The following is an 8374-nucleotide window of genomic DNA, read 5'->3' as shown; positions in this document are numbered from 1 at the left end:
GGCCGGTGGGGGCCGGAGGGGTATCGGGCCGGTGCCCGATCCGGGCGCGGTCCGCGGTTCGGCGGCCGGTGCCCGGAGGGGAATCGAGCGGGTCGTGATCTCGCCTGGGGTCCGTGGTGCGGGGGCTGGTGGCGGGACGGGCTGCGGTGCGGGGCGGGCTGGTGGCCGCGCGGGAGCCGGGGCGCCGCGGGCGCGTTCGGGTCCGTACGGGCCGGGGCGGTCGCCTGGGGTGGTGGTGCCGGATGAGCCGGGAACTGCTCGACGGGGTGCGCCGGCGGCTCGCCGAGGCCGGTGCGGAGCCGACCCCGGCCCGGGTGGCGGTGGCGCTGCGCGAGGAGGGGCGGCTCCTCGGGGACGCCGAAGTCCTGGGCGAGGTGGGCGCGTTGCGGTCGGAGATGGTGGGCAGCGGGCCGCTGGAGCCCCTGCTGGCCGCGCCCGAGGTGACGGACGTCCTGGTGACCGCGCCGGACGCGGTCTGGGTGGACCGGGGCGCCGGACTGGAGCGCACCTCCGTCCGCTTCCGGGACGAGGCCGAGGTGCGCCGGCTCGCCCGGCGGCTGGCGGCGGTGGCCGGGCGGCGGCTGGACGACGCCCGCCCGTGGGTGGACGCCCGGCTTCCGGACGGCACCCGGCTGCACGCCGTACTGCCCCCGGTGGCGGTGGCCGGGACGTGCCTGTCACTGCGGGTGCTGCGGCACCGGGCCTTCGCGCTCCCGGAGCTGACCGCGGCCGGCACGATCCCGCCGGGTGGCGGCCAGCTGCTCCGCGCGCTGCTGGCGGCCCGGCTGTCGTTCCTGGTCAGCGGTGGTACGGGCTCCGGCAAGACCACCTTGCTGAGCACCCTGCTCGGACTGGTCGGCCCCGCCGAGCGGATCGTCCTGGCCGAGGACTCCGCGGAGCTGCGGCCGGACCACCCCCACGTCGTCCGGCTGGAGACCCGGCCGGCCAATCAGGAAGGCGTCGGCCGGGTCACCCTGCGGGATCTCGTACGGCAGGCGCTGCGGATGCGGCCGGACCGGCTGGTGGTCGGCGAGGTGCGCGGCGCCGAGGTCACCGATCTGCTGGCGGCCCTCAATACGGGCCACGAGGGCGGCTGCGGAACGGTCCACGCCAACGCCGCGTGCGATGTACCGGCCCGTCTGGAGGCGCTCGGCTCGACCGCCGGGCTGGACCGCGCCGCGCTGCACAGCCAGTTGGCGGCGGGGGTGTCCGCCGTGCTGCACCTCGTACGGGACCGCTCCGGGCGGCGGCGGATCGCCGAGATCCACGTCCTGGACCGGGACCGGGACGGCTTCGTGGTGACGGTCCCGGCGGCGGTGTGGAGCCCGGAGGGGTTCCAGGAGGCGCCCGGGTGGGCCCGGCTGGCGCGGCTGTGCGAAAGGGGTGGGGAGGGGTGCTGACGGGCGGAGCGGCGCCGGTGGCGGCCGCGGCGGTGGCCGCGGTTCTGGCGGGGTGCGCGGTGCTGCTGGTGCGGTGGCCGTGGCGTGGCCGGGCCCTGCGGCGGCGGGCGGCGGCGGTCCTGGGGGACGGCGGCGGGTCGGGCCCGGCGGGGTCCGGCCGGGGGCGCGGTGCGGCGCTGCGGGAGTGGTGCGCCGGGCGGACGGACGGCGGGACGGGGCGGCGGTGGCGGTTCGGGCGCTTCGGCGAGGCCGGCGCCGAGCTGTGGTGCCTGCCCGCCGGGATCGCGCTGGGGCTGCTGGGGCGGTCCGTGCTGCCGGTGCTGGCCGCGCCGGTGGCGCTGGTCGCCGTACGGCGGTGGCTGGCCGGACGGGCCCGGCGGCGGGCGGCGGACCGGCGGGCGGCGGCGGTGATCCGGTTCTGCGCGGCCGTCGCGGGCGAGCTGTGGGCCGGCCGGCAACCGGACCGGGCCCTGGTCGAGGCCGGCGCGCCGGCGCTGGGCGAGGTGGAACCGGCGGTGCTGGCGGCCGCCCGTTACGGCGGGGACGTGCCCGGGGCCCTGCGGGCGGCGGCGCGGCGACCGGGCGCCGAGGGCCTGGCCGCGGCGGCGGCGTGCTGGCAGGTGGCGGTGGAGGGCGGCGCCGGGCTGGCCCGCGGGCTGGAGCGGATCGCCGCCGGACTCACCGCGCAACGGAACCAACGCGAGGAATTGCGGACCCAGTTGGCCGGTCCGCGGGCCACCGCCCTGATGCTCGCCCTGCTGCCGGCCGGCGGACTCCTGATGGGCGGGGCACTCGGCGCCGACCCCCTCGGCGTGCTGCTGCACACCCCCGCCGGGTGGGGCTGCCTCCTGGTCGGCGGGCTCCTGGAGTGGGGCGGGGTGGCCTGGACGGCCCGGATCGTCGCGGCGGCGTCGGAGGAGCCGGGCGGGGCCTGTGAGCGGGGTGCGTCGGGTCGGCGGAGGCGGGGTGTGCCGGGCGAGCAGAGGGGTGTGCCGGGCGGGAGGGGTGCGCCGGAGGAGTCGGGTGGGGCGTATGAGCGGGGTGCGGCGGCCGCGCCGGGGGCGTCGGGCGGCTCGGACGGGCCCGATGCGCCGTACCGGCTCCGGCTGTACGCGCCGAGGCACTGGGACGGAAGCGGGCGAGGGGCCGGGAGTGGATACCCGGCGCCGGAAGCCGGGGCGAAAGCGGGAGTGGGAGCGAAGGGGAGGTGGGTGTGATGAGCCCGGACGTTGTCCACAGGGTGGGGATGGCGGTGGCGGTCGGGGCGGCCGTGCTGTACGGGCCGGAGCTGCTCCGGGCGGTGCGCGTGGAGCGTGCCGTACGGCGGCGGATCCCGGTCGTGCTGGTGGGCGCCCCAGGCGGCCCGTACGGCGGCCCGCACGGCGGTGCGGAGGGCTGGCGTGGCCGGGCTCGGGGGAGTGGTCGGGCCTGGCGGGGGAGGCCGCCAGCGGGCCGGGAGGGCAGTCCGGGAGAGGGCGGTCCAGAGGGCCGGTTGGCGCGGTGGGTCGGGCCGGTGGCGGTGGCCGGATGCCTGGCCGTGCTGCTGGGCGGTGTGGCCGGGGTGCTGGCCGGGCTCGCCGCCGGCTGGGCCGCGTACCGCTGGCTGCGGTGGCAGCGGGCCACGGCGGCCGAGCGGACGGCTACCGCGCGGGTGACCGCCGAACTCGCCCCGGCCGGTGAGCTGCTGGCGGCCTGCCTGGCGGCCGGTGCCGGCCCGCGGGCGGCGGCCGAGGCGGTGGGCCGCTCACTGGACGGGACGGTCGCCGAACGGCTGCGCCACATCGCGGCGGAGCTCCGCCTGGGCGGCGAACCAGCCGCCGTCTGGGCGCGCCTGGCGGAGCTGCCCGGAGCCGGGGAGCTGGCCCGGTGCATGGAGCGGGCCGGGATATCGGGCGCTCCGGCCGTCGAACCGGCGTCCCGGATCGCGGCCGGACTGCGCGCCGACCGGGCCCGCACCGCCGCCGCCAGAGCCCGCCGGGCCGGGGTACTGGTCACCCTCCCGCTGTCCGGCTGCTTCCTCCCGGCCTTCCTGATCCTGGGCCTGGCCCCGGTCCTGATCGGGTTGGCGGGCGACCTGCTGGGGGGTGAGTGAGGCCAGAGATGCCCCGGGGCGGCGGACCGGCCCATCCGCCGACCGGGCCGACACCCCAACGACTGCGGAAGGAGCAGCCAACGACGCGACAACCCAACGACGCGACAACCCAACGAGGCGGCAACGCGACGAGCAGTGATCCACCAGCAATCAGCCATCGGCAATCAACCAATGGCAAACGGCAATCGGCAAGCGACAGACGGCAATCAGCCATCTGCCATCAGCCAGTTCAACGATCCACGGATCCATCCATCAATTCATCGATTCAGCGAGATCAAGGAGGCAGGAGATGTTCCGTCAGTGGTGGAAGCGGGTGCGGGCGGCGCGGGCGGACCGCGGGATGAGCACGGCGGAGTACGCCGTGGGGACGCTCGCCGCGTGTGCGTTCGCGGCGGTGCTCTACAAGCTCGTGACGAGCGGGCCGGTGGTCGCGGCGCTGCGGTCGTTGCTCCAGAGGGCGCTCGATGTGCCGTTCTGAGGGCCGGGGGCGCCGGCGGGCGCGGGACGCCGGGTTCGTGACCGCGGAGGCGGCGCTGGTGCTGCCGGTGCTGGTGGCGGTCGCGGCGGCGCTGATCTGGGGCCTGGTGGCCGCCTGCGCCCGGATCGCCTGCGTGGACGCCGCGCGGGCCGGGGCGCGGGCGGCGGCGCGGCAGGAGCCCCCGGCGCGGGTGCTCGCCGCGGCGCGCGAGGCGGCCCCGGAGGGCGCGCGGATCGCGGTGGCGCGGGACGGCGAGCTGGTGCGCGTACGGGTCGAGGCCGGGCTGCCCGGAATGGCCCGGCTGGCGCTACGGGTGCGGGGAGAGGCGGTGGCCCTTGCGGAGGAAACCGTATGAGCGCTTACGGAGGAAACGGAACGAGCCCCTGGGGAGGGAGTGGTGTGAGCCCTTAGGGAGGAAACGGAATGAGCCCTTGCGGAGGGAGCGGTGTGACGACGAGGGGTCGGCGACGGTGTGGACGGTGTTCGCGGCGGCGGTGCTCTGCGCGGTCTTCGCGGCGCTGATGGCCGTGGGACAGGCCGTTGTCGTCCGGCACCGGGCGGGCGGCGCGGCCGACCTGGCGGCGCTGGCTGCCGCGGACCGGGCGCTCCGCGGCCCGGACGCGGCCTGCGCCGCCGCGCGCCGGGTGGCCGCCGGGCAGCACACCCGCCTGGTGCGCTGCGCGCTGGCCGGGCCGGTCGCCGATGTCACGGCGGAGGCCGGGAGCGGCCCGTTCACCGCCCGGGTACGGGCCCGTGCGGGTCCCGCCACGGGCGCGACGGACGCCGGTCGGGTGCCCGCCGCACCGCCGGGCGACCGGGTCGCGGAGACCGGCACGACGGCCCGCGCCACGCGGACCGTCGGCCCCCGGCCGGCCCCCACCCCGGTAGCCGCCGCCCTCGCGGCCCGCGCCCCGGCCCTATTCGCCCGGCGCCCCCCGCAGGAGTTCGGTCAGGAGGCGGATGGCGCCTCGTTTGTGGAGCGGGTCGTTGCCGTTGCCGCACTTGGGGGACTGGATGCAGGACGGGCAGCCGGCCTCGCACTCGCAGGCGGCGATGGCACCGCGGGTGGCGGTGAGCCAGTCCGCGGCGGTGTGGAAGGCGCGTTCGGCGAAGCCCGCGCCGCCGGGGTGGCCGTCGTAGACGAAGACCGTCGGCAGCAGGGTGTCGGGGTGCAGCGGGACGGAGACGCCGCCGATGTCCCAGCGGTCGCAGGTGGCGAAGAGCGGCAGCATGCCGATGGAGGCGTGTTCGGCGGCGTGCAGCGCGCCGCCGAGCTGCTGGGGGTTGACCCGGGCGGCGTCGAGCTGGTCCTCGGTGACCGTCCACCACACCGCGCGGGTGCGCAGCGTACGGGGCGGCAGGTCGAGCTTGGTCTCGCCCAGGACCTCCCCGGTGATCAGTTTGCGGCGCAGGAAGGAGACGACCTGGTTGGTGACCTCGACGGAGCCGAAACAGAGCCGGGCCTCGCCCCAGGGCACCTCGGTGTCGGTCTCCAGGATGGAGATCGCGGTGGTGTCGCGGGCGGTCGTGGAGTACGGCGGACTGGCCTCCTCCACGAGGGCGACGTCGTCGTCCAGGTCCAGGTGGCGGACGAGATAGCTGCGGCCCTGGTGGAGGTGGACGGCGCCCTCGTGCACGGTGGTGTGCGCCGCCGCGGCGTCCACGGTGCCCAGCAGCCGCCCGGTGCCGGCCTCGACGATCTGGACGGGCGAGCCGCCCTGGCCGCGGATGTCGGTGAGGTCGGCGGCCCGCTCGCGGCGCGTCCAGTACCAGGCGCTGGTGCGCCGGCGCAGCAGGTTCGCCGCCTCCAGCTGGGGCAGCAGCCCCTCGGTCTCCGGGCCGAAGAGCGCGAAGTCGGCCTGGGTGAGCGGGAGTTCGGCGGCGGCCGCGCAGAGGTGCGGGGCGAGGACGTACGGGTTGTCCGGGTCGAGCACGGTCGACTCGACGGGCCGGTCGAACAGCGCTTCCGGGTGGTGGACGAGATAGGTGTCCAGCGGATCGTCGCGGGCCACCAGGACGGCCAGCGCGCCCTGCCCGGCGCGGCCCGCCCGGCCGGCCTGCTGCCACAGCGAGGCCCGGGTGCCCGGATAGCCGGCGATCAGCACGGCGTCGAGGCCGGAGACGTCCACGCCCAGCTCCAGCGCCGTGGTGGCGGCCAGTCCGAGCAGCTCACCGCCGTGCAGCGCGCGTTCGAGGGCCCGGCGCTCCTCGGGCAGATAGCCGCCCCGGTACGCGGCGATCCGCCCGGGCAGCGAGCGGTCCACCTCGGCGAGCCGCTCCTGGGCGATCAGCGCGATGAGTTCGGCGCCGCGCCGGGAGCGGACGAAGGCGACGGTCCGCACGCCCTGGACGGCGAGGTCGGTGAGCAGGTCGGCGGTCTCCGCGGTGGCGGTGCGGCGGACCGGGGCGCCCTGCTCGCCGTGCAGCTCGGTCAGCGGCGGCTCCCACAGTGCGAAGACCAACTCGCCGCGCGGGGAGGTGTCCTGGGTGATCTCCGCCACCGGCAGGCCGGTGAGCCGGGAGGCGGCCACGGACGGCTCCGCGGCGGTGGCCGAGGCCAGCAGGAAGACCGGCTCGGCGCCGTAGCGGGCGCAGACCCGGCGCAGCCGGCGGATCACCTGCGCGACATGCGAGCCGAAGACGCCGCGGTAGGTGTGGCACTCGTCGATCACGACATAGCGCAGGGCGCGCAGGAAGGAGGACCACCGGGGGTGGGCGGGGAGGATGCCGCGGTGCAGCATGTCGGGGTTGGTCAGGACGTAGTTGGCGTACTGGCGCACCCACTCGCGCTCCTCCACCGGGGTGTCGCCGTCGTAGACGGCGGGCCGGACGGCGGTGCCCAGCGGGGCGGCAAGCTCGCGCACGGCCCGGCGCTGGTCGGCCGCCAGGGCCTTGGTGGGCGCCAGGTACAGGGCCGTGGCCCCCCGCCCGTTCGGCGCCTCGGCGCCGTCCAGCAGGACGGACAGGACCGGCGCCAGATACGCCAGGGACTTGCCGGAGGCGGTGCCGGTGGCGACCACGACCGATTCGCCGCGCAGCGCGTGTTCGGCGGTTCGTGCCTGGTGGGCCCAGGGGCGCTCGATTCCGGCCGAACGGATGGCGTCGATCACTTCCGGCCGGATCCGTGCCGGCCATTCGGCATGGGTCCCGATGCGCGGGGGCAAGTGCTCCGTATGAGTGATGCGCGCAGCGCGGGTCGCGCCCCGGGCGAGACGGTCGAGAATCATGCCTGGGGAAGTGCGCGCGCCACGGTCCGGCGGAAGTCGATTGGAGGCCATCGGCACCGAGTGTGTCACCGGTGTGACGGACAATGCTCACAAGGCGTCGTGCACGCCTGCTGGTAAGTGATTGAATGCCATGGCGGCTGCCGATCCGCCCCTACCTCGGTGGGGAGGCCCCAGGGGGGCGACCGCTCGATAGCAAGGTGCTGGAGGATCCGTGGACCTGTCCCTGTCGACCCGGACCGTTGGCGACCGTACGGTCGTCGAGGTCGGTGGCGAGATTGATGTATACACCGCGCCCAAGCTGCGCGAGCAGCTGGTCGAGCTTGTGAACGACGGAAGCTACCACCTCGTGGTGGACATGGAACGTGTCGACTTCCTCGACTCCACCGGGCTCGGCGTCCTGGTCGGCGGGCTCAAGCGGGTGCGCGCCCACGAGGGCTCGCTGCGCCTGGTCTGCAACCAGGAGCGCATTCTCAAGATCTTCCGTATCACCGGTCTGACCAAGGTGTTCCCGATCCACACCTCGGTCGACGAAGCCGTCGCGGCCACTGACTGACGGTTCGCCGGTCCCCCGCGCTTCCGGCGCGGGGGTGGAAGAGTGGGGGGTACCGGGCGCGTCCGTCCGGCCCCCCGCGTCGCACGCCCGCATCACGAGGGGGATGGCATGGCCACCGTCGAACTACGCTTCAGCGCCCTTCCCGAGCACGTCCGGACCGCGCGTCTGGTCGCGGCTGCCGTGGCGCGGCGCGCCGGAGTGGACGAGGCCGTGCTGGACGAGGTCCGCCTCGCCGTGGGTGAGGCGTGCAGCCGGGCCGTGGGGCTGCACGAGAGCCATGGCCTGTCGGCGCCGGTGCGGGTGGTGCTGATCGAGGACGAGAAGAAGTTCTCGATCGAGGTGGGGGACGAGGTCCCCGGGTCCGGCGCGGCCGCGGCGGCCGGCGCGGGCGCCGGTGAGAGCGACGCCGAGGGCGAGGACGAGATGGGCCTCGCGGTGATCAGCGGGCTGGTCGACGACGTCGAGGTGACGTCGGGAGAAGGCGGCGGGCGCATCCGGATGAGCTGGCCCGCGCACGCGACGCCGGTTCTGCCGTAGCGGCACCTGTTCCGCCGTAGGGGAAACGGTCCTGTCGTAGGCGGACCGGCCCCGGCTTGCCGCTGTGGCGGGCCCGTTTGCTGCCGT

General features: G+C 76.3%; 7 protein-coding genes and 2 pseudogenes. 8 read left to right on the top strand and 1 reads right to left on the bottom strand.

The window, feature by feature from the left end; translation table 11 throughout:
- Positions 1-242: 242 nt before the first annotated feature.
- The 6 genes and pseudogenes from ADL22_RS26815 to ADL22_RS35000 all read left to right on the top strand — a co-directional run.
- Positions 243-1400 carry a TadA family conjugal transfer-associated ATPase gene (locus ADL22_RS26815; RefSeq protein WP_066985094.1) on the top strand — a complete coding sequence of 386 codons (1158 nt, stop codon included), beginning with the start codon at positions 243-245 and terminating at the stop codon, positions 1398-1400.
- A pseudogene (locus ADL22_RS26810) lies at positions 1397-2314 on the top strand (type II secretion system F family protein); the annotation flags it as partial. The gene ADL22_RS26815 and the pseudogene ADL22_RS26810, both read left to right, overlap by 4 nt.
- Before the next feature lie 302 nt (positions 2315-2616).
- Entirely contained in the window at positions 2617-3492 is an 876-nt protein-coding gene (locus ADL22_RS26805; protein ID WP_066985091.1) for a type II secretion system F family protein, read from the top strand.
- A gap of 289 nt (positions 3493-3781) precedes the next feature.
- On the top strand, positions 3782-3970 hold the full coding sequence (locus tag ADL22_RS26800; protein WP_066985088.1) for a DUF4244 domain-containing protein: 189 nt from the start codon (positions 3782-3784) through the stop codon (positions 3968-3970).
- Positions 3971-4007: 37 nt separating this feature from the next.
- Positions 4008-4325: a TadE family type IV pilus minor pilin gene (locus ADL22_RS26795; RefSeq protein ID WP_079064454.1), complete on the top strand. Its 318-nt coding sequence runs from the start codon at positions 4008-4010 to the stop codon at positions 4323-4325.
- A 76-nt stretch (positions 4326-4401) separates the two neighbouring features.
- Positions 4402-4746 (top strand): annotated as a pseudogene (locus ADL22_RS35000) (Rv3654c family TadE-like protein); the annotation flags it as partial.
- 141 nt (positions 4747-4887) lie between these two features.
- Here the strand turns inward: ADL22_RS35000 and ADL22_RS34995 are convergent.
- On the bottom strand, positions 4888-7248 hold the full coding sequence (locus ADL22_RS34995) for a DEAD/DEAH box helicase (protein WP_199836380.1): 2361 nt from the start codon (positions 7246-7248) through the stop codon (positions 4888-4890).
- A gap of 160 nt (positions 7249-7408) precedes the next feature.
- Here ADL22_RS34995 and bldG point away from each other — a divergent pair, with 160 nt between their 5' ends.
- Positions 7409-7750 carry an anti-sigma factor antagonist BldG gene (gene bldG / locus ADL22_RS26785; protein ID WP_004571875.1) on the top strand — a complete coding sequence of 114 codons (342 nt, stop codon included), beginning with the start codon at positions 7409-7411 and terminating at the stop codon, positions 7748-7750.
- 108 nt (positions 7751-7858) lie between these two features.
- A complete protein-coding gene (locus ADL22_RS26780) occupies positions 7859-8287 on the top strand; it encodes an ATP-binding protein (protein ID WP_066985078.1) in 429 nt (142 codons plus the stop codon).
- Positions 8288-8374: the final 87 nt, after the last annotated feature.

It is taken from the genome of Streptomyces sp. NRRL F-4489 (assembly GCF_001509485.1).
In the GTDB taxonomy this organism is placed as follows: domain Bacteria; phylum Actinomycetota; class Actinomycetes; order Streptomycetales; family Streptomycetaceae; genus Streptomyces.
Note: the sequence above shows the minus strand (reverse complement) of the source record. Positions and strands in the feature narration are given on the sequence as shown.

Bases quoted from the DNA above. Each gene is read 5' to 3' on its own strand.
- ADL22_RS26780 (WP_066985078.1), top strand. From the start codon at position 7,859: ATGGCCACCGTCGAACTACGCTTCAGCGCCCTTCCCGAGCACGTCCGG.
- ADL22_RS26815 (WP_066985094.1), top strand. From the start codon at position 243: ATGAGCCGGGAACTGCTCGACGGGGTGCGCCGGCGGCTCGCCGAGGCC.
- ADL22_RS34995 (WP_199836380.1), bottom strand. From the start codon at position 7,248: ATGGCCTCCAATCGACTTCCGCCGGACCGTGGCGCGCGCACTTCCCCA.
- ADL22_RS26805 (WP_066985091.1), top strand. From the start codon at position 2,617: ATGAGCCCGGACGTTGTCCACAGGGTGGGGATGGCGGTGGCGGTCGGG.
- ADL22_RS26800 (WP_066985088.1), top strand. From the start codon at position 3,782: ATGTTCCGTCAGTGGTGGAAGCGGGTGCGGGCGGCGCGGGCGGACCGC.